Source organism: Streptomyces gardneri (genome assembly GCF_006539185.1).
Classification (GTDB): Bacteria; Actinomycetota; Actinomycetes; order Streptomycetales; family Streptomycetaceae; genus Streptomyces; species Streptomyces gardneri.
Genome location: NZ_BJMN01000031.1, coordinates 80,839 through 105,855, shown reverse-complemented (window position 1 = coordinate 105,855; position 25,017 = coordinate 80,839). Strand labels below are relative to the sequence as shown.

Annotated in this window: 26 protein-coding genes; 8 read left to right on the top strand and 18 right to left on the bottom strand. The window is 71.5% G+C overall.

What is annotated here, in order from left to right:
* Window positions 1-7 precede the first annotated feature (7 nt).
* On the top strand, window positions 8-1,246 hold the full coding sequence (locus SGA01_RS23875) for a TerD family protein (RefSeq protein ID WP_174867441.1): 1,239 nt from the start codon (window positions 8-10) through the stop codon (window positions 1,244-1,246).
* A gap of 39 nt (window positions 1,247-1,285) precedes the next feature.
* Here the strand turns inward: SGA01_RS23875 and SGA01_RS23870 are convergent, their stop codons facing one another.
* The 4 genes from SGA01_RS23870 to SGA01_RS23855 form a co-directional block, all read right to left on the bottom strand.
* A complete protein-coding gene (locus SGA01_RS23870) occupies window positions 1,286-2,305 on the bottom strand; it encodes a 1-aminocyclopropane-1-carboxylate deaminase (RefSeq protein WP_141298443.1) in 1,020 nt (339 codons plus the stop codon).
* 45 nt (window positions 2,306-2,350) lie between these two features.
* Window positions 2,351-3,046: a GntR family transcriptional regulator gene (locus SGA01_RS23865; RefSeq protein WP_141298442.1), complete on the bottom strand. Its 696-nt coding sequence runs from the start codon at window positions 3,044-3,046 to the stop codon at window positions 2,351-2,353.
* A 96-nt stretch (window positions 3,047-3,142) separates the two neighbouring features.
* On the bottom strand, window positions 3,143-4,576 hold the full coding sequence (locus SGA01_RS23860) for an alkaline phosphatase PhoX (protein ID WP_141298441.1): 1,434 nt from the start codon (window positions 4,574-4,576) through the stop codon (window positions 3,143-3,145).
* A gap of 365 nt (window positions 4,577-4,941) precedes the next feature.
* A complete protein-coding gene (locus SGA01_RS23855) occupies window positions 4,942-6,456 on the bottom strand; it encodes a hypothetical protein (RefSeq protein ID WP_141298440.1) in 1,515 nt (504 codons plus the stop codon).
* A gap of 251 nt (window positions 6,457-6,707) precedes the next feature.
* Between SGA01_RS23855 and SGA01_RS23850 the strand changes: the two genes are divergently transcribed.
* Complete coding sequence (locus tag SGA01_RS23850; protein ID WP_141298439.1) at window positions 6,708-8,546, top strand: DUF8508 domain-containing protein; 1,839 nt, start codon at window positions 6,708-6,710, stop codon at window positions 8,544-8,546.
* A gap of 23 nt (window positions 8,547-8,569) precedes the next feature.
* Here SGA01_RS23850 and SGA01_RS23845 read toward each other — a convergent pair whose 3' ends face one another.
* On the bottom strand, window positions 8,570-9,283 hold the full coding sequence (locus tag SGA01_RS23845) for an antibiotic biosynthesis monooxygenase (protein ID WP_141298438.1): 714 nt from the start codon (window positions 9,281-9,283) through the stop codon (window positions 8,570-8,572).
* An 88-nt stretch (window positions 9,284-9,371) separates the two neighbouring features.
* Here SGA01_RS23845 and SGA01_RS23840 point away from each other — a divergent pair, with 88 nt between their 5' ends.
* On the top strand, window positions 9,372-9,830 hold the full coding sequence (locus tag SGA01_RS23840) for a GNAT family N-acetyltransferase (RefSeq protein ID WP_167534169.1): 459 nt from the start codon (window positions 9,372-9,374) through the stop codon (window positions 9,828-9,830).
* 8 nt (window positions 9,831-9,838) lie between these two features.
* Here the strand turns inward: SGA01_RS23840 and SGA01_RS23835 are convergent, their stop codons facing one another.
* Window positions 9,839-10,267: an SDR family NAD(P)-dependent oxidoreductase gene (locus SGA01_RS23835; protein ID WP_371866131.1), complete on the bottom strand. Its 429-nt coding sequence runs from the start codon at window positions 10,265-10,267 to the stop codon at window positions 9,839-9,841.
* Between the two features lie 208 nt (window positions 10,268-10,475).
* Here SGA01_RS23835 and dapA point away from each other — a divergent pair, with 208 nt between their 5' ends.
* Window positions 10,476-11,360, top strand: coding sequence for a 4-hydroxy-tetrahydrodipicolinate synthase (dapA, locus tag SGA01_RS23830; RefSeq protein WP_141298437.1), 885 nt, complete (start codon window positions 10,476-10,478; stop codon window positions 11,358-11,360).
* Here the strand turns inward: dapA and SGA01_RS23825 are convergent.
* Together SGA01_RS23825 and dapD are read right to left on the bottom strand one after the other, a co-directional pair.
* The gene (locus SGA01_RS23825) at window positions 11,339-11,557 is read right to left on the bottom strand and encodes a hypothetical protein (protein WP_055644201.1); all 219 of its coding nucleotides are present in this window, start codon (window positions 11,555-11,557) and stop codon (window positions 11,339-11,341) included. The genes dapA and SGA01_RS23825 overlap by 22 nt on opposite strands.
* Before the next feature lie 76 nt (window positions 11,558-11,633).
* Entirely contained in the window at window positions 11,634-12,617 is a 984-nt protein-coding gene (gene dapD / locus SGA01_RS23820) for a 2,3,4,5-tetrahydropyridine-2,6-dicarboxylate N-succinyltransferase (protein WP_055644200.1), read from the bottom strand.
* A gap of 139 nt (window positions 12,618-12,756) precedes the next feature.
* Here dapD and SGA01_RS23815 point away from each other — a divergent pair, with 139 nt between their 5' ends.
* Window positions 12,757-13,314: a TetR/AcrR family transcriptional regulator gene (locus SGA01_RS23815; RefSeq protein ID WP_141298436.1), complete on the top strand. Its 558-nt coding sequence runs from the start codon at window positions 12,757-12,759 to the stop codon at window positions 13,312-13,314.
* A 93-nt stretch (window positions 13,315-13,407) separates the two neighbouring features.
* Window positions 13,408-15,093, top strand: coding sequence for an alpha/beta fold hydrolase (locus SGA01_RS23810; protein ID WP_141298435.1), 1,686 nt, complete (start codon window positions 13,408-13,410; stop codon window positions 15,091-15,093).
* Window positions 15,094-15,120: 27 nt separating this feature from the next.
* On the opposite strand, the gene SGA01_RS23805 is transcribed toward SGA01_RS23810, so the two are convergent.
* Together SGA01_RS23805 and SGA01_RS23800 are read right to left on the bottom strand one after the other, a co-directional pair.
* Entirely contained in the window at window positions 15,121-15,672 is a 552-nt protein-coding gene (locus SGA01_RS23805; protein ID WP_141298434.1) for a TetR/AcrR family transcriptional regulator, read from the bottom strand.
* The gene (locus tag SGA01_RS23800) at window positions 15,672-16,010 is read right to left on the bottom strand and encodes a DMT family transporter (RefSeq protein WP_435841424.1); all 339 of its coding nucleotides are present in this window, start codon (window positions 16,008-16,010) and stop codon (window positions 15,672-15,674) included. Before SGA01_RS23800 ends, SGA01_RS23805 begins: the two co-directional genes overlap by 1 nt.
* A 67-nt stretch (window positions 16,011-16,077) precedes the next feature.
* On the opposite strand from SGA01_RS23800, the gene SGA01_RS23795 reads away from it, so the two are divergent.
* Window positions 16,078-17,187 (top strand): oxidoreductase, encoded by a 1,110-nt coding sequence (locus SGA01_RS23795; RefSeq protein WP_141298433.1) that lies wholly within the window; start codon window positions 16,078-16,080, stop codon window positions 17,185-17,187.
* A gap of 69 nt (window positions 17,188-17,256) precedes the next feature.
* Here the strand turns inward: SGA01_RS23795 and SGA01_RS23790 are convergent, their stop codons facing one another.
* The 8 genes from SGA01_RS23790 to SGA01_RS23755 form a co-directional block, all read right to left on the bottom strand.
* A complete protein-coding gene (locus SGA01_RS23790; protein ID WP_055644196.1) occupies window positions 17,257-17,595 on the bottom strand; it encodes a metal-sulfur cluster assembly factor in 339 nt (112 codons plus the stop codon).
* The gene (sufU, locus tag SGA01_RS23785) at window positions 17,592-18,062 is read right to left on the bottom strand and encodes a Fe-S cluster assembly sulfur transfer protein SufU (RefSeq protein ID WP_055644195.1); all 471 of its coding nucleotides are present in this window, start codon (window positions 18,060-18,062) and stop codon (window positions 17,592-17,594) included. The genes SGA01_RS23790 and sufU overlap by 4 nt, the downstream gene beginning before the upstream one ends.
* 9 nt (window positions 18,063-18,071) lie before the next feature.
* On the bottom strand, window positions 18,072-19,340 hold the full coding sequence (locus SGA01_RS23780; RefSeq protein ID WP_141298432.1) for a cysteine desulfurase: 1,269 nt from the start codon (window positions 19,338-19,340) through the stop codon (window positions 18,072-18,074).
* Window positions 19,337-20,104 carry a Fe-S cluster assembly ATPase SufC gene (sufC, locus tag SGA01_RS23775; RefSeq protein WP_024757174.1) on the bottom strand — a complete coding sequence of 256 codons (768 nt, stop codon included), beginning with the start codon at window positions 20,102-20,104 and terminating at the stop codon, window positions 19,337-19,339. Before sufC ends, SGA01_RS23780 begins: the two co-directional genes overlap by 4 nt.
* Before the next feature lie 7 nt (window positions 20,105-20,111).
* Window positions 20,112-20,429 (bottom strand): bifunctional 3-phenylpropionate/cinnamic acid dioxygenase ferredoxin subunit, encoded by a 318-nt coding sequence (locus SGA01_RS23770; protein ID WP_030322524.1) that lies wholly within the window; start codon window positions 20,427-20,429, stop codon window positions 20,112-20,114.
* Window positions 20,429-21,610: a Fe-S cluster assembly protein SufD gene (sufD, locus tag SGA01_RS23765; protein WP_141298431.1), complete on the bottom strand. Its 1,182-nt coding sequence runs from the start codon at window positions 21,608-21,610 to the stop codon at window positions 20,429-20,431. Before sufD ends, SGA01_RS23770 begins: the two co-directional genes overlap by 1 nt.
* A gap of 66 nt (window positions 21,611-21,676) precedes the next feature.
* The gene (gene sufB, locus SGA01_RS23760) at window positions 21,677-23,092 is read right to left on the bottom strand and encodes a Fe-S cluster assembly protein SufB (RefSeq protein WP_055644192.1); all 1,416 of its coding nucleotides are present in this window, start codon (window positions 23,090-23,092) and stop codon (window positions 21,677-21,679) included.
* Complete coding sequence (locus SGA01_RS23755) at window positions 23,089-23,814, bottom strand: helix-turn-helix transcriptional regulator (protein WP_055644191.1); 726 nt, start codon at window positions 23,812-23,814, stop codon at window positions 23,089-23,091. Before SGA01_RS23755 ends, sufB begins: the two co-directional genes overlap by 4 nt.
* A 273-nt stretch (window positions 23,815-24,087) precedes the next feature.
* On the opposite strand from SGA01_RS23755, the gene SGA01_RS23750 reads away from it, so the two are divergent.
* A complete protein-coding gene (locus tag SGA01_RS23750; protein ID WP_141298430.1) occupies window positions 24,088-25,014 on the top strand; it encodes an ABC transporter ATP-binding protein in 927 nt (308 codons plus the stop codon).
* Window positions 25,015-25,017 lie beyond the last annotated feature (3 nt).

The window sequence follows — 25,017 nt, the reverse complement described above, 5'->3', positions numbered from 1 at the left end:
CCCTGGCATGACCGCTATGACCCCCGGCTCGAACATCCCTCTCACCGCCGCGCGCGTGGCGGTGGACGTCGCCGCCCCGGTGCGGCTCGACGTCTCGGGCCTGCTGCTCGGCGCCAACGGCAAGGTGCGCTCGGACGACGACTTCATCTTCTACAACCAGCCCGCCGGGCCCGGTGTGACCTACCGCTCCGGCGGCGGCACCGCGCCCGACGCGATCGTGGTGGACACGGGCGCGCTCCCGGCCGGCATCGAGAGGATCGTCGTCACGGCGAGCCCCGACGCCGCCGGCCAGACCTTCCAGGGCATCGAGCCCACGGCGACCGTGCGGAACGCGGACGACGGCACCGTCCTCGCCACCTTCACCCCGCCGCGGCTGGCCACGGAGACCGCGCTGGTGGTCGTCGAGATCTATCTGCGCAACGGCGCGTGGAAGGCCCGCGCCGTGGGCCAGGGATACGCGAACGGGCTGGCCGGCATCGCGACGGACTTCGGCGTCTCCGTGGACGACGAGCCCGCCGCCGCCCAGGCGCCCGCCCCGGCTCCCGTCGCCCCGCCGGCCCCGCCCGCGCCGCCCGTCACCGCCCCGCTGGACCCGCGGATCGCGGCCTCGGCGCCCCCGGCACCGGCCGCTCCCCCGGCCGCCCCCGCCGCGGCCCCCGTCTCCACCGGCAAGATCAACCTCGACAAGGGCCGGGTCAGCCTCCAGAAGAACCAGACGGTGTCCCTGGTCAAGGGCGGCCGGCCGCTGCTCTCCCAGGTCAAGATGGGCCTCGGCTGGGAGCCCGCGTACCGCGGCAAGGACATCGACCTGGACGCCTCCGTCATCGCGTACGGGCCGCAGCGCAACCACCTGGACAGCTGCTACTTCGGCAAGCTGTCGATCCTCAACGGCTCGATCAAGCACTCCGGCGACAACCTCACGGGCGAGGGCGCGGGCGACGACGAGGTGATCGTCGTCGACCTCGGCCGGCTGCCCGCCGACGCCACCGGCCTGGTCTTCACGGTCAACTCCTTCTCCGGCCAGAAGTTCACCGAGGTCGCGAAGGCCTACTGCCGGCTGATGGACGCGGCGACCGGCGAGGAGCTGGTCCGCTTCGACCTCACCACCGCCGAGCCGCAGACGGGCGTGATGATGGCCAAGCTGATCAAGCAGTTCACCGGTGAGTGGGAGATGACGGCGATGGGCGAGTTCGTGAAGTCGCGGACGGTCCGGGGCATGGTGAAGCCCGCCGCCCAGTCGCTCTGAGCGGCGGGCTCAGCACTTAGGGGGTGTCTTGCCCCTCCCTTACGAGAACAGCGCGCTGTAACCGTTGAGGGCGGGCTGACCGCCGAGGTGGGCGTAGAGAACGGTCGAGTCCCGGCCGATCTCTCCCCGCTCCACCAGATCGATCAGGCCCGCCATCGACTTCCCCTCGTACACGGGGTCGGTGATCATGCCCTCGGTGCGGGCGGCGAGCCGCATCGCGTCGAGGGTGGCCTCGTCCGGGAGGCCGTAGACGCCGGCGTGGTAGCGCTCGTCGAGCTCGACGTCGGCCGCGGTCACCTCGCGCTCGACGCCGATGAGCGCGGCGGTGTCGCGGGCGATCCGGGTGATCTGCTCATGTGTCGGACCGGGCTTCGCCGAGGCGTCGACGCCGATGATCCGGCGGGCCGGTCCGCCCTCCTCGGCGAGCGCGGCGAAGCCCGCGACCATTCCGGCCTGCGTGGAGCCGGTCACCGAGCAGACGACCACCGTGTCGAAGTGGACGCCGAGCTCGTGCTCCTGCTCGGCCACCTCGTACGCCCAGTTCGCGAAGCCGAGACCGCCGAGCGGGTGGTCGGAGGCTCCCGCCGGGATCGCGTACGGCTTCCCGCCGCCCTCCTCGACCTCCCGCAGGGCCTGCTCCCAGCTCTCCTTGAAGCCGATGCCGAAGCCCGCCCGCACGAGGCGGACGTCGGCGCCGGCGAGGCGGCTGATCAGGATGTTGCCGACCTTGTCGTAGACGGGGTCCGGCCAGTCGACCCAGCTCTCCTGCACGAGGACGCAGGCAAGCCCGGCCCGGGCGGCGACGGCGGCGACCTGGCGGGTGTGGTTGGACTGGACCCCGCCGATGGAGACGAGCGTGTCGCAGCCCTGGGCGAGGGCATCGGCGACCAGGTACTCCAGCTTGCGGGTCTTGTTCCCGCCGTACGCGACACCGGAGTTGCAGTCCTCGCGCTTGGCCCAGAGCGTGGCGCCGCCGAGGTGGTGGGTGAGCCGTTCGAGGGGGTGGACCGGGGAGGGCCCGAAGAGGAGCGGATAGCGTGCGAAATCGGTGATCGGCAAGACGGCTCCCGGTGGGTGAAGAGGCTTCGAGGGGGGCTGGAGGCGCTACGGGTGTTCCGCGGGCGCCGGGATGCCGGTGACCTCGGCCACCTCGACGGCGTCGTCCGCGAGTTGTTCGAGCGCCGCCCAGATCTCGGTGGTGATCCGGACCGCCGCCTCGGCGTCCCCGCTCTCGCACGCGTCGATCAGCCGGGCGTGCAGCTCGGCCGAGCCGCAGCTGCCGGAGTCGCCGAAGAGCCGCCGCTCGACGCGGCGGATCAGGGGCGTGTAGCGCGCGATGGTGGCGGCGGCGGCGTGGTTGCCGCTGGCGACGACGAGGACCTGGTGGAGCTCGTCGTCGGCGCGGAGCGCGGCCTCGACGTCGGAGTCGCGGACGGCCGCCGCGAAGCGCTCGTTGGCCTCGCGCATGGTGCGGACGCCCTCGGGGCCGAGCAGCGGAACCCCGGTGCGGGCGGCGAGTTCGTGCATCACGCGCACGACGGAGGCGGCGTCCCTGACCACCCGGCTGACCGGCCGGGTGACCCGGGTGTAGCTCTGCGGCTTGGTCTCGACGAGCCCCTCGTCGCAGAGCCGGGCCAGGGCCTCGCGCACGGGCGCGCGGGAGAGCCCGAGGAGGTCGGCGAGGTCGGCGTCCTTCAGCGGGGCGCCGGGGGCGAGGTCGCCGCGCACGATGGCCTCGCGCAGTGCCTCGTACGCCCGGTCGCGCAGAAGGGTCCGGCCCACGGGCCTCAGTGCGTCCATGGGCTGACATGTTAGATGTCAGCCCATGGACCTGACCAGGGGTCAGAGGGGCAGACAGGGCGGTCCGAAAGGGCAGCCCGGAGCCCGGCCCATGACTCAGCGGCGGGGCTGGCGGCGCCAGGGGCCGGTGATCGCGAGCAGGATGCCCGGCTCCTGGATGTTGGCGAACAGCGTCCCGCCGTCGGGCGAGAAGCAGACCCCGGTGAACTCGGCGTCGTTGAGGTCGTTGCGGGCGATCGGGTACGTCCGGCCGGAGTCGGTCGCGCCGAAGAGGTGCTGCACGCCCCGGCCGTCCTCGGCGATGACGATCCCGCCGTACGGGGAGACGGTGATGTTGTCGGGGCCGTCGAGGGCGCCGTCCTCCTCGGGCGCGGCGTTCACACCGAGGAGCACCTTGAGGGTGAGGGTGCGGCGCTTGGGGTCGTAGAACCAGACCTGGCCGTCGTGCGCGGCGCCGGGGCTCCACTCCGCGCGCGCGAAGGAGGAGACGACGTACGCGCCGCCGTCGGCCCACCACATGCCCTCCAGCTTGCAGCCGCGGGTGACCTCGCCGGGGCCGAACTGCTTGCGGACGGGGACCGTGCGGGCGTCGCGGTCGGGGACGTCGACCCAGTCCACGCCGTAGACGGTGCCGATGCGGGTCGCCCGGGACAGGTCGTCGACGAAACGGCCCCCGGAGTCGGTGCACTTGAAGGCCTGGAGCACACCGGCGTCGTCGGCGAGCGTACGGAGCTTTCCGCGCCCGTGCTCGAAGCCCTTCGGCGGCACCCAGCGGAAGAGCAGCCCGAAGGGGAGGGCGGCGTCCTCGGTGAGGTAGGCGTGGCCGCGCTTGGGGTCGATGACGACGGCCTCGTGGTCGTAGCGGCCGAAGGCCTTGATCGGCTTCGGGTCGAGGTTGGCGCCCCGGTCGCGCGGGTCGACCTCGAAGATGTAGCCGTGGTCCTTGGTCATGCCGTTGACGCCCGCGAGGTCGGAGTTCTCCTCGCCGGTCAGCCAGGTGCCCCAGGCGGTGCTGCCGCCCGCGCAGTTGGTGGAGGTGCCGGCGAGGCCGACCCACTCCGCGACGGTGCCGTCCCGGTGGATCTCGACGACGGTGCAGCCGCCGGGGGCGGTCGGGTCGTAGACGAGCCCCTCGGTGAGCGGGACCGGGTGGGGCCAGTTCGCGCGGGGGCCGTAGAGCTCGTGGTTGTTGACCAGGTACGTGGTGCCGCGCGGGCCGGCGAAGGCCGCGGTGCCGTCGTGGTTGGAGGGAGTTAACTCGCCGCTCTCCATACGGGTCACGCCGCTGTGCGTGACGATGCGGTACGAGAACCCGGCCGGCAGGGCGAGGACACCCTCGGGGTCGGCGACGAGCGGCCCGTACCCGAGCGCGTGGCCGTGGCTCTCGCCGTGCCCGGCTCCGTACACCTCCGACTCGTCGGAGGCGAGCGCCTCGGGCGCGGTGGCGAGAGCACCGACGACGCCGGTGAGGGCGAGCCCCGCGCCGGCGACGGCGGTCTGCTTGGTGAACTCTCGGCGATTGAGCGGCATGATGTAAGGGTCTCCCTGGGGCGGGTGGATCATACGAACCACCCTCCCGTGCCCCCTCGAACGCGAGCTAAACACCGCGGGAACGCCGGCCGGGCATCACAGGAGCGACCACCACCGGGACCGCCGGGAGCCGACCGCCACGGACCCGGCACCGAGCCGACACCGACCGGCACGGACCCGCCCCCGAGCGGACACCGACCGGCGCAGGCCCCGCGCCGAACGGACACCGACCGGCGGCGAGCCGACACCACCCGCACGGACCCGACCCGAGCCCGGTCACGCCCCCGCCGAGCCCGGTCACGCCCCCGCCGGACCCTGTCGGGCGTCCGCCGGGAGCGGCCGGCGCCCGACCGGTGTCCGAACCGTCAGGACCCGGACCGCGAGCGGGCCTTGAAGGCCGCCTTGCGGGCCTCCTTCGCGGCCGTCTTGTCCCGGTGCAGCCGGCCCATCGCCTCCAGCACCTCCCCCGTCGCCGGGTGCTCCACCCGCCAGGCCGCCTCGAAGAAGCCGCTGTGCCGGCCGGTGAGCCCCTCGATCAGCTCCTGGACCTCCTGCAGATCGCCGTCGGCGTCGAGCTGCGCCGCGATCGTGTCGATCGCCAGCCAGAAGACCATCGACTCGGAGGGCGCGGGCACGTCCGCCGCGCCCCGCTCCGCGAGCCAGACCCGCGCCAGGCCGCCGAGCTCCGCGTCGTCCAGGACCTCCCGGACCGCGGGCTCCGCCTCCGCGCCCACCAGGGAGAGCGCCTGCTGGCAGTGGAGGCGACGCAGCGGAGAGCCCGCGTCCGCGCCCCGCGCGGCGTGCAGCAGCTCCCGCGCCGCGGTCTCGACCTCGCGGCCGGAGAGCCACGCGGCCGTCTCGGCGCGCGCGGCGGCCTCCGGGTAGCCGGCGATGCCGCCGAGGAGCGCGTCGGCGCCCTTGTCGGCGAGGTCGCCGACGGCGGGCGCGTCCACACCGGCGTCGAGCATCCGGGCCCGGACGCCGTAGAGGCCGAGCGTGGTGAGCCGGACCATGCCGTAGCGCGAGACGTCCTCGTCGTCGAGCGGCGCGGCGGGCTCTTCGCCCTCCTCGGCCATCAGGGCCTCGTCGACGGGCTGGTACTCGACGAGCCCGATGGCCTCCAGGAGGCGGAACTGCTCGTCGAGCCGCATCATCGCGTCCGAGACCTGCTCCAGGACGTCGTCGGTCGGTTCGCCCATGTCGTCGGGGACGACCATCGAGGCGGCGAGCGCGGGCAGCGGGACCGGGCCGTCGCCGGGTCCGCCCTCGCTGACGGTCAGCAGGTAGAGGTTGCCGAGCACGCCCTCCAGGAACTCGCCCTCCATCTCGGGGTCCCAGTCCAGGGACGCGAGGTCGATCTCGCCGTCCTCGCCGACGATCGTGTCCAGGTCGTCGAGGACGGGCACGACGGCGTCGGCGAAGACCGCGTCGAAGCCGTCCAGCCAGATCGCGAGGACGTCCTGGGGCGACCCGTCGGTGACCAGCGCCAGGTTCTCGCCGGGCCCCGCTCCGCCGGGCGTCTCGTCGTCCGCGCCGTCCTCGACCGCGACGAGGCCGGTGTCGACGGCGAGCCGCCAGGCGTCGGCCGCCAGGATCTCGGCCTCCTCGACGGCTTCCTCGTAGGCCTCGGTGTCCTCGAAGGAGCCGACGCCCTCGCCGGCGTCCTCTCCGTCCGCCTCGACCGTGAGGCCCAGGACGTCGACGGCGTCCTGCAGTTGCTCGTCGACGAGCTCGCCGCCCGCGCCGACCCGCGTCTCGGGGCCGGCCCAGCGGGCGAGCCGCACGGCGCGGGCGAGGAGGGGCGCGGCCAGGGCGTCCCGCGCCAGCTCCGCGTCCGCGGGAAGCCGAACGGGGGGAAGGGTGGGCTGCTCCGCTGACATGTGGGGTGTCTCCTCGACGCGTACGGGTGGGACGGGGGGTGGGACGGAAGTGGCACAGGAGGGGGGCGGGAGGGGGGAACTCCCGGGAAAGAGCGGTACTCAGCGTAGACGCATCCGGGGGGCTGTCCGCCGGTTCACGGATCCGTCAGCCTTCGTACACCCGTCGACTCTTGACAAGTTCCCCTCTCTCACAAGAGATTGACGCGCGTAGATTCATCTGCCGATCCTCCAAGCACCTTCCGGAGCCCTTGATGCCTTCCTCCATACCGAGATCCGCCGCCGTCTCCGCCGTCGTCGCCGCCGCGCTCGCCGCCGGGCTGCTGGCCGGTTCGACGAGCGCCGCCGCCGATGACAGCGCCACCGGCACGCGCGTCCACGACATCCAGGGCACCACCCGCGTCTCCCCGCTCGTGGGCAAGCAGGTCACCGGCGTGACGGGCATCGTCACCGGCGTCCGCACCTACGGCTCGCGCGGATTCTGGATCCAGGACCCCGAGGCCGACGCGAACCCGGCGACCAGCGAGGGCCTGTTCGTCTTCACCAGCTCGGTCCCGACCGTCGCCGTCGGCGACGCGGTCAGTGTGAACGGCACGGTCACCGAGTACGTCCCGGGCGGCCTGAACTCCGGCAACCAGTCGCTGACCCAGCTCTCCAAGCCCGTGATCACGGTGGTCTCGAAGGGCAACGCCGTCCCGGCCCCGGTGACGATCGCCCCCTGGTCCGTCCCCGACGAGTACACCCCGGAGGGCGACCCGGCCGCCGGCGGCTCGATCAACGGCCTGACGCTGGACCCGGAGACGTACGCCCTGGACTACTACGAGTCCCTGGAGGGCACCAACGTCCGCGTCGGCACCTCGCGGGTGGTCGGCGCCACCGACCCGTACTCCGAGCTCTGGGTGACGGTGAAGCCCTGGGAGAACCGCAACTGGCGCGGCGGCACGGTCTACGGCTCGTACGAGTCCCAGAACACCGGCCGGCTCCAGATCCAGTCGCTGACCCCGATCGCCCAGCAGCCCTTCCCGAAGGCGAACGTCGGCGACTGGCTGAGGGGCACGACCGAGGGCCCGCTCGACTTCAACCAGTTCGGCGGCTACACGCTGACGGCCCGCACGCTCGGCACGGTCGAGGACAGCGGCCTGGAGCGCGAGAGCACGGACAAGCAGCACAAGAACGAGCTGGCCGTGGCGACGTACAACGTCGAGAACCTCGACCCGACCGACCCGCAGGAGAAGTTCGACGCCCTCGCGAAGGCGGTCGTCGACAACCTGGCCTCGCCCGACATCCTGGCCCTGGAGGAGATCCAGGACAACAACGGCGCGAAGAACGACGGCACGGTCGCCGCCGACCAGACGGTCAAGAAGTTCACGGACGCGATCGTCGCGGCCGGCGGCCCGGCGTACGAGTGGCGCTCGGTCGACCCGCAGAACAACAAGGACGGCGGCGAGCCCGGCGGCAACATCCGCCAGGTCTTCCTCTTCAACCCCGAGCGGGTCTCCTTCACGGACCGCGCGGCCACCGACGAGACCTCCGCCACTGCCGTGACGGGCTCGAAGGGCCGCGCTGCCCTGACGGTGTCCCCCGGCCGGATCGACCCGGCGAACACCGCCTGGGACAGCAGCCGCAAGCCGCTCGCGGGTGAGTTCGTCTTCCGCGGCCGCACGGTCTTCGTGATCGCCAACCACTTCGGCTCGAAGGGCGGCGACGAGTCGATCGTCTCGCACCACCAGCCGCCGAACCGTTCCTCCGAGGCGAAGCGCCTGCTCCAGGCGCAGGCCGTCAACGCCTTCGTGAAGGACATCGTCGCCCTGGAGAAGCAGGCCGACGTCCTGGTCGTGGGTGACATCAACGACTTCGAGTTCTCCGGGACCACGGAGGCGCTGGCCGACGGCGACGTGCTGTACCCGGCCGTGAAGTCGCTGCCGCGCTCGGAGCGGTACTCGTACGTCTACCAGGGCAACAGCCAGGTCCTCGACCAGATCCTGACGAGCCCGGGCGTGCGCCACTTCGAGTACGACAGCGTGCACATCAACGCCGAGTTCGCCGACCAGGACAGCGACCACGACCCGCAGGTCGTCCGCTTCCGCCCGTAGTCACCCGGGGCCCCGCGCCCCGGTCACACGCCCGCGCTCAGGCTGAGCGCGGGCGTGTACCGCTTCACCCGGCCGCCCACGAGCCCCGGGTAGTGGTGCACCCGCGTCCAGGCCTCGTCCAGCCGGGCGTCGTCCGCCAGCCACTCCACATGGGCCTGCTCGCTCTCCCACTCGGCGTAGTTCAGGACCCGGCCGCCGTCGGTGGACAGATGGAAGTGGGCGGCGGCCCCACCGGACCCCGGCCGCGTCGCCGCGTCCTCGTCCATGGCGGTGAACACGGTGTCCACCCAGTCCTCCCGGCTCCCCGCTTCGGGCCCGCCGAAGTCGGCCTCGACGACCACGACGATCCCGGGCAGCTCCCCCGTGCCCCTCCCGGCGCGGACGGCGGACCGGTGGATCGGCGCGTAGCGGCGGAGCTCCACCCGCTCGATGCCGGGCACGGCGGCGTCGATCTCGGCGTTCCGGTCGTCGCGGTAGGTGCGGACGAAGTCCTCGTACGCCTCCTCGGCGGTCCACTGCGAGTAGTGCAGCAGCGTGTCCCCGTCGGTCCCGACGTGGACGCTGTACGAGAGCAGCCCGAGGTCGGGCCACTCCCTGCTCTCCCATGCCTTGCGGATGGCGTCGACGGCCGCGCGCTGGCGCTCGGGGGTGCCGACCCGCCAGGTGCTGACGAGGACGGCGCCGACTCCGGAGCGGTGGAGGTCGGGGCGGGCATCGGGGTGGGCGACGGCGTTCATGGAAGATCTCCTGTTCTTCGGATGCCTCCACGGTCCTCCCTCAACCAAGGTTGAGGTCAACCCTCGTCCCCGTGCGAGACTTCGCGCCATGATCCTTCGCGACCTGACCCTGCGCCCCGCGACCCGAGACGAACTCCCCGCCGTCCTCGCGCTCCTGGCCGACGAGGACACGGCCGTGGACCCGGCCTCGATCACCGTCACCGAGGCGTACGAGCGGGCCTTCGCCGACATCGAGGCCGATCCGCGCAACGAGATGCTGGTCCTGACGGACGGCGAGCAGGCCCTGGGCTGCCTCCAGATCACGTACATCCCGGGGCTCGGCAAGGGCGGCGCCGAGCGGGCCCTGATCGAGGCGGTACGGATCCGGGCCGACCGGCGGGGCGGCGGTCTCGGGCGGGAGCTGATGGAGCGGGCCGTGGCGCGGGCCTGCGCGCGCGGCTGCGCGCTCGTCCAGCTGACCAGCGACAAGCGGCGGACGGAGGCCCACCGCTTCTACGCCTCGCTGGGCTTCGCGCGCAGCCACGACGGATTCAAGCTGCCCCTCTGAGGGACGGGTCAGCCGAGCAGGTGCCCGCCGCCGTCCACGAGGAGCACCTCGCCGGTGATGAACGAGGCGTGGGCCAGGTCGAAGACCGCCCGCGCGATGTCCTCGGGGCTGCCGACCCGGCGCAGCGGGACGACGTCCGCGACATGGGCCTTGGCCGCGTCGGCGCCGTCGACCCCGTCGAACCAGGGGGTGTCGATGAGTCCGGGCGCGACCGCGTTGACCCGCACGTCGGGGCCGAGGGTCTTGGCGAGGAGCTTCGTCATGTGGTTGACGGCGGCCTTGGAGACCGCGTACGGGATGGAGCTGCCGCCCGGGCGGACGCCGGCCTGGGAGGAGATCGTCACGATGCTGCCGCGGGTCTTCCGCAGGTGCGGGACGGCGGCGGTGACGGTCTGCCAGACGCCGATGACGTTGACGTCGTAGAGGTGCCGCCACACGTCGGGCGAGGCGGCTTCGAGGTCGTCGTGCGGGATGGTGGGGGTCCCCCCATGCCCTTAAGGCTATGGGGGAGGGTGGTGCCCGCGCAGTTGACGAGGATGTCGAGGCGGCCGATCATGCCAGACGGCCATCGTTCAGCAGAACTGAATTCTCCGGCCAAGCAGAACTAAGTGGACCTTCACGGTCATTCGCACCCAGACTGGCCGGATGAGCACTGAACGCCCTTTCGGCCGCGCGCTCTGCGCGATGATCACGCCCTTCGCCCCCTCCGGCGCGCTCGACCTCGACCGGGCGGGCGAGCTGGCCGCGCACCTGGTGGCGGAGGGCTGCGACGGCCTGGTCCTCAACGGCACCACCGGTGAGTCGCCGACCACCACGGACGCCGAGAAGACCGCGCTCGTCCGCGCCGTCCGGGAGGTCGTGGGTCCGGGCCCGTCGCTCCTCACGGGCGTCGGCACCGCCGACACCCGGCACACCGCGGAGCTGGCCCGCCAGGCCGAGAAGGCGGGCGCCGACGGGCTGCTGGTCGTCACCCCGTACTACAGCCGGCCTCCGCAGGCGGCCGTCGAGGCGCATTTCCTGAAGGTCGCGGACGCGACGGAGCTGCCGGTGATGGTCTACGACATCCCCGGCCGCACGGGCACGCGCGTCGAGCCGGCGACGATGCGGCGGCTCGCCGAGCACCCGCGGATCGTGGCGGTGAAGGACTGCTCGTACGACCTCCTGGCCTCGGCCCGGCTGATCGCGGAGACCGGGCTCGCGTACTACTCGGGTGCCGAGGAGCTGAACCTGCCGCTGTACGCGGTCGGCGGCGCCGGCTATGTCAGCACGGTGGCCAATGTGGCGCCGCGGCAGCTGCGCGCGGTCCTGGACGCCTTCGACGCCGGAGACACCGCGGGCGCGGCCCTGCTCCACGCCCGGACGATGCCGCTGGCCGAGCTGATGATGGCCTCGGGGCTGCCCGGCACGGTGACCGCCAAGGCGCTGCTCGGCGGGCCCGTGCGCGAACCGCTGCAGCCCGCCGACCGGGAGACGGTCGACGGGCTGCGGGGTGCGCTCGAAGCGCTGCTTCAGGCGGAGTCGGTCGTGTAGGTCCGGCCCAGGATCGCGGCGTGCTCCAGGACGTCCTCCAGCGGGTCGTCGATCTGCCCGGTGTGGAGGGAGAGACTCGGGCCGTTCGTCACGGTCGGGCCGTTGTGCGTGTGTGTCTCGTCCGCCTGGGCCGTGCCGGCCGGCAGCAGCACCGCCACCGCCGTGAGCACCCCGGCGACCGTGGGCTTCGTCCTCATGTCGACTCCTCGCCTTGTCTGCGTACAGTGACTCTGCGTCCTGCCTAACGTCGACTGTTGACGCAGAGTCACCGCATCAGTTGTGGCTGTGGAGGATGTCGTTCAGTCCGCCCCAGACCGCGTTGTTCGGGCGGGCCTCGACGGCTCCGGTGACCGAGTTGCGGCGGAAGAGGATGTTCGAGGCGCCGGAGAGCTCGCGGGCCTTGACGATCTGACCGTCGGGCATGGTGACCCGGGTGCCGGCCGTGACGTACAGACCGGCCTCGACGACGCACTCGTCGCCGAGGGCGATGCCGACGCCCGCCTCGGCGCCGATCAGGCAGCGCTCGCCGATCGAGATGACGACGTTGCCGCCGCCGGACAGGGTGCCCATGGTGGAGGCGCCGCCGCCGATGTCGGAGCCGTTGCCCACGACGACGCCGGCGGAGATCCGGCCCTCGACCATCGAGGTGCCGAGGGTGCCGGCGTTGAAGTTGACGAAGCCCTCGTGCATGACGGTGGTACCGGCGGCGAGGTGGGCGCCGAGGCGCACCCGGTCGGCGTCGGCGATGCGGACCCCGGCGGGCACGACGTAGTCGGTCATGCGCGGGAACTTGTCGATCGAGGTCACCTGGAGGTGCAGGCCCTCGGCGCGGGCGTTGAGCCGGACCTTCTCGATGTCGTCCACGGCGACCGGGCCGAGCGAGGTCCAGGCCACGTTGGTGAGGAGGCCGAAGACGCCGTCCAGGCTCTGGCCGTGCGGCTTGACCAGCCGGTGGCTGAGCAGGTGCAGGCGCAGGTAGGCGTCGTGCGCGTCGAGCGGCTTGTCGTCGAGCGAGGAGATGACGGTACGGACGGCGACCACCTCGACGCCGCGGCGGGCGTCCACGCCGAGGGCCTTGGCGGCCCCTTCGCCGAGGGCGTTCACGGCCTCGTCGGGGCTGAGCCGCTCGGTGCCGGCGGGGCCGGGCGCGTCGGTCAGCTCGGGGGCGGGGAACCAGGTGTCGAGAACGGAGCCGTCACCGGCGATGGTGGCGAGGCCGGCGGCGACGGCGCCGGTGGTGCGAGGAGCAGTGGTCATGACGGAAAACCTAACGGTCGGGCCCCCGCGCGGGCCAACCGGTCTCAGGTGTCGGTCGAGCGCGTAGGCGGGGAAGGGGACCGGGGAGAGGACCGGGGGGAGGGTTGAGAAAATATATAGATCGGTCTACTTTACGGTCATGGGACAGAAGGGCGCCGAGACGCGGGACCGACTCCTCGACGCGACACAGGAGTTGGTGGAGACGGCCGGGTACTTCGGCACGGGACTCAACCAGGTCATCGCGGCCAGCGGCGCACCCCGCGGCTCGCTCTACTTCCACTTCCCCGGCGGCAAGGACCAGCTGGTCGGCGAGTCCGTCCGGCGGGCAGGGCAGGCGATCGGCGACGCCCTGGGCGAGCCGGCCGGCACCGACCCCTCACCGGCGGAGTTCGTCGAAGGCGTGCTGCGCCACCTGGGCGACCGGCTCGCGGAGTCGGACTGGCGCAAGGGGTGCCCGGTGGCCACGGTGGCACTGGAGACGGCCGCCGCCAACGACCCGCTCCAGGAGGTGTGCTCGGAGGTCTACTCCTCCTGGGAGACGGCCCTGCGCGCACGGCTGTCGAGCCGCCCGGACGCCGACGACCTCGCCGTCACGGTCCTGGCCCTGGTGGAGGGGGCGCTCCTGCTGGCCCGGGCGCACCGCAGCAGGGACCCTCTGGAGCGTGTCGCCCGCCAGGTCCACACTCTGCTGGGCTGACCGAGGCCCGCCGCACGACGGCGGGCCTTCCTTCTGCCCAAAAAATATGTAGACCGATCTATTCAGTGTTCATCAACCTCTCCAAGGAGTCCCATGGACGCGATCGTCTTCGGCGCGACCGGCTTCATCGGCCGCTCCCTCGTCGCCGAGCTGCTCACCCGGGGCCTGCGGGTGGCGGCAGCCGTACGCAAGGACACCCTCACCCCCTGGCTGACCTCCCAGGGCGTGGACACCGCCGGTCTCGAGATCGTCACCGCCGACATCACCCGGCCGCTCTCGGGGCTGCCCGAGGCGCGGGACGTCTACAACGCCGCCGCCCGTTTCGCCTTCGGCCTCGGCGCGGAGGAGGCGCGGGCGACCAATGTCACCGGGGCGCTCCACGTACTCGAATGGGCCGCCGCGCTGCCCGGGCTGCGGCGCCTGGTGCACATCAGCGGCTACCGGGTGAGCGCGGCCGACGGCCCCGCCGACTATGCCGCTCTCGGCGCGTACGAGGCCTCCAAGTCCGAGGCCGACCTCGCGGTGCGCACCCGGGCCCGCGAGCTGGGGGTCCCGCTGACGATCGCCAATCCCAGCACCGTGATCGGGCCCGGCCAGTACGTCGGCCTCGCCTCCCTCGTCGAGGACCTGTGGCGCGGGCGGCTCCCCGCGCTGCCCGGCAGCCGCGACACGTTCCTGCCGATCACCACCATCGACTACTTCGCGCGGTTCCTGGCTGAGGTCCCCTCCGCGCCCGCGGGCGAGCACTACTGGGTGCTCGACGACAGCACGCCCCTCCTGCCCGACCTGATCCGGACGGTCGCCGAGCACACCGGCGTCCGGGCCCCTCGGCGGACCGTCCCCGCAGGCCTGCTGCGGCGGCTGCCGCCGAAGCTGACCGGAGCCGATCCCGAGACGCTGTCCTTCCTGTCGAACGACCGCTATCCGACGGCGTCCGCCCGCGCCTTCGCCGCGAGCGCCGGCCTGGAGATGCCGCCGGCCGCCGACGCCCTGCGCGAGTGGGCCGACGACCTGGTGGCGGCGCGGTTCGGCGGGGCCTCGCCCTGGCTCCGCCCGTACGGCTTCCACGCCGTGGCGGGCAGTCGCACCTGGGTGACCGGCGAGCGGCAGCACCCCGCCCATGTCCTGCTGCACGGCCTGCCGATGAACGCCGACCTCTGGGCGCCCCTCGCCGCCCTCCTTCCCGGTCCGGTCCTCGCCCCCGACCTGCCGGGCCTCGGCCGTTCGGCCGCGACGGACCGGCCGGTGGACGCGTGGCTGGCCGACCTGCTGAGCCCCGTGTCGACGCGCCCGGTGCTGGTCGCGCACTCCGCGGCCTGCGGACCCGCGCTCCGCTTCGCCGTCGACCACCCGGACCGCGTCAGCGAGCTCGTCCTCGTCTCCCCGGCGTTCCTCCAGGCCCCTGCGGCGCGGCTCGCCCGCTCGGGCCTGGCGGCGCCGGTGCTCCGCCGCATGTCCGCCGCCCGGCTGGCCCGGACGCTGGGCGTTCCCGAGGGGGCGGAGGTGGAGAGCGCGGCGGCGGATCTGCGCCGTCGCGGGGTGGCGCGCCGGGTGGCCGCGGCGCTGCGCACGGACGCCGCCGAGCGCCGTCGCTCGCGGGCGCTGCTCGACCGGGTGGGTGTGCCGGTCAGGATCGTCGTGGGCGCGAAGGACCCGCTGGTCGCGGCCGTCGACCACCCGGTGACCGAGATCGCCGGAGCCGGCCACTACCCCCAGCTGACGCACCCGTCCCAGCTGGCGCACCACCTGGCCGCAGGCTCCGCCCCGGACGCCGGATGAGCCGACACCCCCTACAGACAGGCCCGCCTACCGGCCCGGCTCCAGCACCCGCGCCAGCATCTCGCGCGCGTACTCCTCGTCGTACGTGCCGCCGGTGAGCAGGACCTGGAGGCAGATGCCGTCCATGAGGGCGACCAGGGCGCGTGCGGTGGCGGGATCGGTCCGGGCGGAGAGCGCGGCGACGACGGACTCGGTCCACTCCGCGGCGACCGGGCGGAGGGCGGGCCGGCGGAGGGCGGCGAGATAGAGCTCGTACTCCAGCTCCACGCCGGTGCGTTCGCCGCCCATCCACTCCGCGAGGAGCCGGGAGAGCGCGGTGGCGAGGCCGATGGCCGGATCGGCGAGGGCGGGGCTCTCGCGGAGCAGCCTCCCGAAGCCCTCGTTGGCCTCGCGGAGGGCGGCGACGAGGAGTTCGTCGAGGGAGGCGAAGTGGTACGTGGTGGAGCCGAGCGGCACGTCCGCCTCGGCGGCCACCGTGCGGTGGCTCAGTCCGGCGAGGCCGGACCGCCCGACGACCCGGAGGGCCGCGGCGACGATCCGCTCGCGCCGCTCGGGGTCGTGGCGGCGGGCCCGGGCCATCAGTGCGCGCCGCCGAGGTTGAGGACGGCGACCCCGGCGACGATGAGGACGATCCCGGCGATCTTGGCGAGGCTGAGGGTCTCACCGAGGAAGAGGATGCCGATCGTGGCGACGGCGGCGGTGCCGACACCGGACCAGATGGCGTACGCGGTGCCGACCTGGAGCGTCTTGAGGGCCTGCGCGAGGAGCGCGAAGGCGATCAGGTAACCCGCGCCGGTGATCAGCGAGGGCCAGAGCTTGGAGAAGCCGTCGCTGTACTTCATCGAGGTGGTGGCGAGGATCTCCGCCACGATGGCGCCCGCCAGGAGTCCGTATCCCATGCGTACGAGCGTACACATCGATGCGTACAGGCGTACACATGAAATAGTACGGATGTGCGCATCGGCTACGGATACGGTGTCCGGCATGACGTTCCCCCCCGTGCCGCCGTACGGCTACGGCTACCCGCCGCCGCCTCCGCCTCCGAGACCCGGGGTCATACCCCTGGCACCGCTCACCCTCGGGGCGATCCTCTCCGGCACCTTCGCCGCCTTCGGGCGCCACTGGAAGCAGCTGCTCGGCGTCACCGCCGCCGTCTACGGCACGGCGCTCCTCTTCGTCGGGGCGGCCATCGGCATCGCGTACGCGGCCGTGAGCGACCTCTTCCCCGCGGTGTTCGACCTGCCCGTGGGCCAGGAGCCCCAGTGGGACGACGTCCGGCCGCTGATCGTCGCGTTCGTCCTCGTCTGGATCGCCGCCGTGATCGCGATCGTCTGCGCCAACGCCCTGATGGCGGCGGCCTGCCCCGCGGTGATCCAGGAAGCCGTCCTCGGCCGCCCGACCCGCTTCGGCGCGCTCTGGCGCCGCTCCTGGTCCCGGATGCCGGCCGTCCTGGGCACCGTGTTCCTGACGAGCGCCGCCCTGATGCTCCCGTTCGCGATCGTCCTCGTCGGCACGGTCGGCATGTTCCTGGCGCTGTTCTCGGCCACGGCCGACTCGAACGGCGTTCCGGACGGCAACTACCTCCTCCTGCCCGTCCTCGCCTTCCTCCTGGCCCTGCTCGTCACCCCGCTCGCGCTCTGGATCTGGGTGAAGTTCAGCCTGGCCCCGGCGGCCGCGGTCATGGAGGGCCAGGGCGCGATCGCCTCGATGCGCCGCTCCTCGGCCCTGGTCCGCGGCTTCTGGTGGCGCTCCTTCGGCATCATGCTGCTCGTCGCGGTGGCGACCACCTTCGTCAGCTGGGTGATCCAGCAGCTGCTCTCGATCGTGGCCTCGGCGCCGATCGCCGCCATCGACTTCTCCGGCGACGGCGAGAGCGCGACGATCGCCGCCTTCGCCGTGATCATCGCCTTCGTGCTCGTCGGACAGCTGGTCAGCCAGCTCGCCGTCTCCGTCTTCCCCCCGCTCGTGACGTCCCTGATCTACGTCGACCTGCGCATCCGCAAGGAGAACCTGGCCCCGGACCTCGCCCGGGCCGCCGGCCTCTCCCCCGGCCCCGACACGGGCCCGCGCGGCGACTGGGGCAGACGGCACTGACGCAGCGGCACCGCGTACGCGAAACGGCCGTGCCCCGAAGGGCACGGCCGTTTCACACGAGTCCGTCTCTCAGACGTTGAAGCCGAGCGCGCGAAGCTGCTCGCGGCCGTCGTCCGTGATCTTGTCCGGACCCCACGGCGGCATCCAGACCCAGTTGATCTTGAGCTCGCTGACGATGCCGTCCGTCGCGGACTTCGCCTGGTCCTCGATCACATCGGTCAGCGGGCAGGCCGCCGACGTCAGGGTCATGTCCAGCGTCGCGACGTTCGAGTCGTCGATGTGGATGCCGTAGATCAGACCGAGGTTGACCACGTCGATGCCCAGCTCGGGGTCGACGACGTCGTACAGCGCCTCGCGGACTTCTTCCTCGGAGGCCGGCTTCATGGTGGCCCCAGCGTTCTCGGTCATGCCGACTTCCTCACAGACTTCTCGTCGTCACCCAGCGCCTGGGCGGTCGCGTCCTTCCACGCCATCCAGCTGAGCAGCGCGCACTTCACCCGGGCCGGGTACTTGGAGACGCCCGCGAACGCGACCGCGTCCTCCAGGATCTCCTCCATCGCGTCGTCCGGCTCGATCTGGCCCTTGGACTGCATCAGCTCCAGGAAGGTGCCCTGGATCTTCTGCGCCTCGGCCAGTTCCTTGCCGACGAGCAGCTCGTTCAGGACCGAGGCCGAAGCCTGGCTGATCGAGCAGCCCTGACCCTCGTACGAGACGTCCGCGATGCGCGAGCCCTCGTACTTCACGCGCAGCGTGATCTCGTCGCCGCACGTCGGGTTGACGTGGTGCACCTCGGCGTCGCCGTCCCGAAGACCGCGCCCGTGGGGGTGCTTGTAGTGGTCCAGGATGACGTCCTGGTACATCGAATCCAGCTTCACGACCGACCCCTACCCGAAGAAGTTCCGTACGTGCTCCAGACCCGCGACGAGGGCGTCGACCTCGGCCGGGGTGGAGTACAGATAGAACGACGCCCGCGTGGTCGCAGGAATTCCGTACCGCAGGCAGACCGGCCGCGCGCAGTGGTGGCCGACCCGGACCGCGATGCCCTCTTCGTCGAGCACCTGGCCCACGTCGTGCGGGTGGATGTCGCCCAGCGTGAAGGAGATCGCCGCGCCTCGGTCCTCGGCCGTGGTGGGGCCGATGATCCGCAGGTCCGGGACCTCCTGGAGGCGCCGGACGGCGTACTCGGTGATCGCGTGCTCGTGGCGCGCGATGTTCTCCATGCCGATCGCCGACAGGTAGTCCACGGCCGCGCCGAGGCCGACGGCCTGGGCGATCGGGGGCGTACCCGCCTCGAACTTGTGCGGGGCCGGAGCGTAGGTCGAGGAGTGCATCGAGACGGTCTCGATCATCTCGCCGCCGCCGAGGAAGGGCGGGAGGTCCTCCAGGAGCTCCTGCCGTCCCCACAGCACGCCGATGCCCGTCGGGCCGCACATCTTGTGGCCGGTGAAGGCCACGAAGTCGGCCTGGAGCGCCTGCACGTCCAGGACCATGTGCGGGGCCGCCTGGGAGGCGTCGATGCAGACGAGCGCACCGACCTCCTGGGCGCGGCGGATGATCGTCTCCACCGGGTTGATCGTGCCCAGCAGGTTCGAGACCAGCGTGAACGAGACGATCTTGGTCTTCTCGGTGATGACCTCTTCGATGTTCGAGAGGTCGAGACGGCCGTCGTCGGTGAGGCCGAACCACTTCAGCTTCGCGCCCGTGCGCTGCGCGAGCAGCTGCCACGGCACGATGTTGGAGTGGTGCTCCATCTCCGTGATGGCGATCTCGGTCTCGTGGTCCACGCGGTAGGGCTCGTCGGCCCAGCCCAGCATGTTGGCCACGAGGTTGAGCGACTCCGAGGCGTTCTTGGTGAAGATCACCTCGTCGCGGCTCGGCGCGTTGATGAACGCCGCGACCTTGTCGCGGGCGCCCTCGTACAGCGCCGTCGCCTCCTCGGCAACCAGGTAGACGCCGCGGTGCACGTTGGCGTTGTGCTGCTCGTAGTACTCGTTGAGCGCGTCGAGGACCTGGCGCGGCTTCTGCGAGGTCGCCGCGGAGTCGAGGTACACGATCTTCTTGCCGTCGTGGACCACGCGATCCAGGAGCGGGAAGTCCTTGCGGATCGCCTCGGTGTCGAGGAGGCCGGAGAGCCCCTGATGGGCAGATGTCACGCGGATGCGCCACCCTTCGTGCTGTAGGCCTCGTAGCCCTCGTTCTCGAGCTTGTCGGCGAGCTCGGCGCCGCCGGACTCGACGATGCGGCCCTCGGAGAAGACGTGGACGAAGTCGGGCTTGATGTAGCGCAGGATGCGCGTGTAGTGCGTGATCAGCAGGGTGCCGACCTCGCCGGTCTCGCGGACGCGGTTGACGCCCTCGGAGACCTGGCGCAGCGCGTCGACGTCCAGGCCGGAGTCGGTCTCGTCGAGGATCGCGATCTTCGGCTTGAGGAGCTCCAGCTGGAGGATCTCGTGGCGCTTCTTCTCGCCGCCGGAGAAGCCCTCGTTGACGTTGCGCTCGGCGAAGGCCGGGTCCATCTGGAGCTGCTCCATCGCGGACTTGACCTCCTTCACCCAGGTACGCAGCTTGGGGGCCTCGCCGCGGATGGCGGTGGCGGAGGTGCGCAGGAAGTTGGAGACCGAGACGCCGGGGACCTCGACCGGGTACTGCATGGCCAGGAAGACGCCGGCGCGGGCGCGCTCGTCGACCGACATCTCCAGGACGTCCTCGCCGTCGAGGGTGACGGTGCCGCCGGTGACCGTGTACTTCGGGTGGCCGGCGAGCGAGTACGCCAGGGTCGACTTGCCGGAGCCGTTGGGGCCCATGACGGCGTGGGTCTCGCCCTGCTTGATGGTCAGGTCGACACCCTTGAGGATCTCGCGGGGGCCGTTCTCGGCCTCGACGGAGACGTGCAGGTTGCGGATTTCAAGCGTTGCCATGGGTGACTCAGGACTCCTGGGTGACGGAGACGAGCACATCGTCCCCTTCGATCTTTACGGGGTATACGGGCACGGGGCGCGTCGCCGGCAGGCCGGAGGGCTTCCCGGTGCGCAGGTCGAAGCTCGACCCGTGCAGCCAGCACTCGATGGCGCAGTCCTCGACCTCGCCCTCCGAGAGGGAGACGTTCGCGTGCGAGCAGATGTCGTTGATCGCGAACACCTCGCCCTCGGTGTGCACGACCGACACCGGCGTGCCGTCGACCTCGACCCGCTTCGGGGTGTCGGCCTCCAGCTCGCTCAGCGCGCAGACTCGGACGAAGGCCATCAGACGGAGGCCTCCAGCTCGGCCTCGATCTTGGCGAGGAGACGCTCCTGGACGTCCGGCAGACCGATCTGCTGGACCAGCTCCGCGAAGAAGCCGCGGACGACGAGGCGGCGGGCCTCGGACTGCGGGATGCCGCGGGACATCAGGTAGAAGAGCTGCTCGTCGTCGAAGCGGCCGGTGGCCGAGGCGTGACCGGCGCCGGCGATCTCGCCGGTCTCGATCTCCAGGTTCGGCACGGAGTCGACCCGGGCACCGTCCGTGAGGACCAGGTTCCGGTTGAGCTCGTACGTGTCGGTGCCCTCGGCGGCGGCCTGGATGAGGACGTCACCGATCCACACCGCGTGTGCGTCCTGGCCCTGCAGCGCGCCCTTGTAGGCCACGTTGGACTTGCAGTGCGGGAGGTTGTGGGTGACCAGGAGGCGGTGCTCCTGGTGCTGGCCGGCGTCGGTGAAGTACAGACCGAAGAGCTCGGCCTCGCCGCCGGGGCCCGCGTACTCGACGCGCGGGTGGATGCGGACGACGTCGCCGCCGAAGGTGACGACGACCGACTTGAAGGAGGCGTCGCGGCCGACCAGCGCGTTGTGCTGGGCGACGTGGACGGCCTTCTCGTCCCAGTCCTGGACGGAGACGACGGTCAGCTTGGCGCCGTCGCCGAGCACGTAGTCGACGCTGGCGGCGAGCACCGCGTCACCGGTGTGGTCGATGACCACGACGGCCTCGGCGAAGGCGCCGAGCTCGATCACCTGATGGCCGAAGGCGACCCCGCCCTCGCCGTGCACGGCGATGCGGATCGGCTCGGTGAGGACGGCCTCCTTGGCGACGGTGACGACCGAGGCCTTCTCGAAGGAGGAGTACGCCTGGGCCGCGACACGGTCGACGGGCTTGCCGGCCTTGCCGAGACGCTCGTCGTCACGGCCGACGGTCTCGACGGTGACGCCCTCGGGGGCCTGGACCTCGACCTTGACGCCCTCGCCGGACGCGACGGCGGTGCCGTCGTGGAGGCCGCGCAGTCGCGCGAGCGGCGTGAACCGCCACTCCTCCTCGCGACCGTGCGGGACCGGGAAGTCCGCGACGTCGAAGGACGGGGGCGCGCTCATGCGCGTGGCGACGGTGGACTCGGCGGCCACCGCGATCGAGCCCGCGGTGGTGGAGCCCGCGGGGATGTTCTGAGCCTCAGCCATGGCTGTCGTGTTGCTCTCTTCCTGCGTACGTAAAGAAAATCGGTCGCTGCGGTGCGGTGCGGGGCCTTAGCCGACCGAACCTTCCATCTGCAGCTCGATCAGCCGGTTGAGCTCCAGGGCGTACTCCATCGGGAGCTCCTTGGCGATGGGCTCGACGAAGCCGCGGACAATCATCGCCATGGCCTCGAACTCGGTGAGGCCGCGGCTCATCAGGTAGAAGAGCTGGTCCTCGGAGACCTTGGAGACGGTGGCCTCGTGGCCCATGGAGACGTCGTCCTCGCGCACGTCCACGTAGGGGTACGTGTCCGAGCGGGAGATCGTGTCGACGAGCAGCGCGTCGCAGAGCACGTTGGACTTGGAGCCCGGGGCGCCCTCGCCGATCTCGATGAGACCGCGGTAGGAGGTGCGGCCGCCGCCTCGCGCCACCGACTTGGAGACGATGTTCGAGGAGGTGTTCGGGGCCATGTGCACCATCTTGGCGCCGGCGTCCTGGTGCTGACCCTCGCCCGCGAAGGCGATGGACAGGGTCTCGCCCTTGGCGTGCTCGCCCATGAGGTAGACGGCCGGGTACTTCATGGTGACCTTGGAGCCGATGTTGCCGTCGACCCACTCCATGGTGGCGCCCTCGTAGGCGACGGCGCGCTTGGTCACCAGGTTGTAGACGTTGTTCGACCAGTTCTGGATGGTCGTGTAGCGGCAGCGGCCGCCCTTCTTCACGATGATCTCGACCACGGCGCTGTGCAGCGAGTCCGAGGAGTAGATCGGGGCGGTGCAGCCCTCGACGTAGTGGACGTAGGCGTCCTCGTCGACGATGATCAGCGTCCGCTCGAACTGGCCCATGTTCTCCGTGTTGATACGGAAGTAGGCCTGGAGCGGGATCTCGACGTGCACGCCCTTCGGCACGTAGATGAACGAGCCGCCGGACCACACGGCCGTGTTCAGGGAGGCGAACTTGTTGTCGCCGACCGGGATGATGGTGCCGAAGTACTCCTTGAAGAGCTCCTCGTGCTCCTTCAGCGCCGTGTCGGTGTCGACGAAGATGACGCCCTGCTCCTCCAGGTCCTCGCGGATCTGGTGGTAGACGACCTCGGACTCGTACTGGGCGGCGACACCGGCGACGAGGCGCTGCTTCTCCGCCTCGGGGATGCCGAGCTTGTCGTACGTGTTCTTGATGTCCTCCGGCAGGTCCTCCCAGGACTCGGCCTGCTTCTCGGTGGACCGCACGAAGTACTTGATGTTGTCGAAGTCGATGCCGGAGAGGTCGGAGCCCCAGGTCGGCATGGGCTTCTTGCCGAAGAGCCGCAGACCCTTGAGACGCAGGTTCAGCATCCACTCGGGCTCGTTCTTCTTCGAGGAGATGTCGCGGACGACGTCCTCGTTCAGACCGCGCTTCGCGGTGGCACCGGCCGCGTCGGAGTCGGCCCAGCCGTACTCGTACCGACCCAGGCCCTCAAGCTCGGGGTGGCTGATCTCGGTGGTCATGCGGGGTTCCTCCCGGCCGTGCTGACAGATGCTGATGAGTTGGTCTGTGGGGCGCTGTGCGGGATGAACGTCGTACAGACGCCGTCACCATGCGCGATGGTGGCCAGACGCTGGACGTGCGTTCCCAGGAGGCGGGAGAAGAACTCCGTCTCCGCCTCGCACAGCTGCGGGTACTGCTCGGCGACGTGTGCGACCGGGCAGTGGTGCTGGCAGAGCTGCTCGCCGACCGGCGCGTTCCGCGCAGTGGCAGCGTACCCGTCCGCCGTCAGGGCCTTGGCGAGCGCCTCGGTCTTCCGGGCGGGATCGGCCGTCTCGACGGCTTCCCTGTACGTGTCGCCCTGGGCCTCGATGCGGTCGCGGGCGAAGGCGGCGACCGCCGCTTCCCCACCGGCGTTGCGCTCGATCCAGCGGAGCGCCTCGACGGCCAGGGAGTCGTACGACTGGTCGAACGCGTCCCGGCCGCAGTCGGTGAGCGCGAAGATCTTCGCGGGGCGACCGCGGGAGCGGGTGCCGTAGACGCGCTGCTCACGGGCCTCGACGACGTTCTCCGCGACCAGCGAGTCGAGGTGGCGTCGGACGGCGGCCTGGGTCAGGCTGAGCCGCCCGGCCAGGTCGGCGACGGTCGAGGGGCCGTGATCCAGGATCGACCGCGCGACCCGGTTGCGCGTGGAACGCTCTCGGGTCGCGAGTTCCTCCACCGGAGCCGCGCCAACGTTTTTCACAACGCCATTGTTGCGTAATTAATCAGGGACTGACAAGCCGCGTCGTCGGCGGCGGCGGTGCCGTGCGTCACTCAGGTAAGGCTTACCTGACCTGCGGAAATGATCATTCGTAGGACGAATTCGGCCCGCGGACCGGCCCCTCCCCGAGGCGCCCGATGCACCAGTACACGCAGGCCACAGCCCCTGAACCCACCCCGCGAGACGTCCCGACCCCCCGGGGCGACCCGGGCCCCGCGCCGGGAGGACCTCCGCCCCCTCTCTAGACTTCCGCCCATGGGAAATGAGTCCGTCGTCCAGGTACGTGGCCTGGTCAAGCGGTACGGAAACAAAACCGCCGTCGACGGCCTCGACCTCGACGTGCGGGCGGGCACCGTCACCGCCGTCCTCGGCCCCAACGGGGCCGGCAAGACCACCACCGTCGAGACCTGCGAGGGCTACCGCCGACCCGACGGCGGCACCGTCCGCGTCCTCGGCCTCGACCCGGTCGCCGACGCGGCCGCGCTCCGCCCCCGGATCGGCGTGATGCTCCAGTCGGGTGGCGTCTACTCGGGCGCCCGGGCCGACGAGATGCTCCGCCACATGGCGAAGCTGCACGCCCACCCCCTGGACGTGGACGCCCTGATCGAGCGGCTCGGCCTCGGCTCCTGCGGCCGCACCACCTACCGCCGGCTCTCCGGCGGCCAGCAGCAGCGCCTCGCGCTCGCCATGGCCGTCGTCGGCCGCCCCGAGCTCGTCTTCCTCGACGAGCCGACCGCCGGACTCGACCCGCAGGCCCGCCGCGCCACCTGGGACCTCGTACGCGAGCTGCGCGCCGACGGCGTGACGATCGTCCTCACCACGCACTTCATGCAGGAGGCCGAGGAGCTGGCCGACGACGTCGCCATCATCGACGCCGGCCGGGTCGCCGCCCAGGGCAGCCCCGAGCAGCTCTGCCGCGGCGGCGCCGAGAACACCCTGCGTTTCACCGGCCGCCCCGGTCTCGACCTGGGCGCCCTGCTCAAGGCACTCCCGGACGGCACGGCCGCCGCGGAGCCCCTCCCGGGCACGTACCGCATCACGGGCACCATCGACCCCCAGCTGCTCGCCACGGTCACCACCTGGTGCGCCCAGCACGGCGTCATGCCCGAGGGCATCTCCGTCGAACGCCACACCCTCGAAGACGTTTTTCTTGAGCTCACGGGCAAGGAGCTGCGCGGATGATGC